Genomic DNA, 325 nt, shown 5'->3' with positions numbered 1-325 from the left:
GTCTGGTACCGGTCAAGGTCGAGACAGCGCACAGCAGTGACGTGGGCAAGGGCGGGCGTCTGTATCTGGTTGCCAATGGTCTGCTGCAGGATTACCGCGCGGTGTTGCTGGAACTCGACTGGGCACCCGGCCGGCCGGTGGTTCTGAGCCTGCAGGCCGCCGACGCGCTGGGTGTGGGTGAAGGTGCCAGTGTGCGCATCGTCGCGGTCTGAGCCGGACGTTCGATTGCGGATTAGCCCGTTTCAAGGCTCTCGATGAGCCGCTGAGGAGATAACATGATCGTTCGTCCCGTACGCAGCAGCGACCTGCCCGCGCTGATCGCGCG

1 protein-coding gene is annotated in these 325 nt (G+C 64.6%); it reads left to right on the top strand.

The window, feature by feature from the left end; all coding sequences use genetic code 11:
• Positions 1-212 (top strand): arginine N-succinyltransferase (locus EE949_RS09040; RefSeq protein ID WP_206335699.1); only part of this gene is annotated, 212 nt, incomplete at its 5' end.
• Positions 213-325: the final 113 nt, after the last annotated feature.

This window comes from Pseudomonas viridiflava, from assembly GCF_900602065.1.
Lineage (GTDB): Bacteria > Pseudomonadota > Gammaproteobacteria > Pseudomonadales > Pseudomonadaceae > Aquipseudomonas.
Note: the sequence above shows the minus strand (reverse complement) of the source record. Positions and strands in the feature narration are given on the sequence as shown.